Source organism: Planctomonas deserti (assembly GCF_003067705.1).
In the GTDB taxonomy this organism is placed as follows: Bacteria; Actinomycetota; Actinomycetes; order Actinomycetales; family Microbacteriaceae; genus Planctomonas; species Planctomonas deserti.
This window is the reverse complement of the sequence record NZ_QANL01000093.1, coordinates 1-629: the sequence shown is the minus strand read 5'-3', so window position 1 is coordinate 629 and position 629 is coordinate 1. Positions and strand designations below refer to the sequence as shown.

The 629-nt window shown below is 63.8% G+C and carries 1 protein-coding gene; it reads left to right on the top strand.

All coding sequences use genetic code 11. The annotated features are described in order from the left end of the window. Positions 1 to 164: 164 nt before the first annotated feature. The coding region (gene rplJ, locus DAI20_RS19715) for a 50S ribosomal protein L10 (RefSeq protein ID WP_108252894.1) at positions 165 to 629 on the top strand (465 nt) is incomplete at its 3' end.

The following is a 629-nucleotide window of genomic DNA, read 5'->3' as shown; positions in this document are numbered from 1 at the left end:
GCTTTTCTGGTTCACGCACGTCTCGGTTTCCCAGGGTGGCCCACTCCAGGTCTAGAACGGCCCACCCCCGGAACATCATCCCGATGTTCCCGGCGTCCAGGACGGATGCCGCACAGGACCGCACACGGCAGGAGCCGTAAGCGGAGTTCAATAGGAGGAGTGCAATGGCTCTCAATCTGTCCCAGAAGCAAGAAGTAGTCGCCGAGCTGGCAGACGTCGCCGCCAAGGCCCACTCCTTGATCGCAGCCGAATCCGCTGGAACCACGGTCGCCCAGATGACCGCGATGCGCAAGCAGGCTCGTGAAACCGGTGTTTTCTTGAAGGTTGTCAAGAACACCCTGGCTTCGCGCGCCGTTGAAGGCACCGAGTTCGCAGTCGCCCAGGACCAGATGGTTGGTCCGCTGCTGTACGCGTTCTCGCTCGAGGAGCCCGGCGCTGCCGGTCGCCTGATCAAGGAAGCCGCCAAGGGCAACGACAAGCTGAAGGCTAAGGTCGTCGCCATCGGTGGCGAAGTGTTCCCGGCAAGCCACGTCGAAGTGCTGGCCTCGCTGCCGACCCGCGACCAGGCCCTGGCCATGCTGGCCCGCGTCCTGACCGAGCCGGTCACGATGTTTGCCCGCGCCATCAAG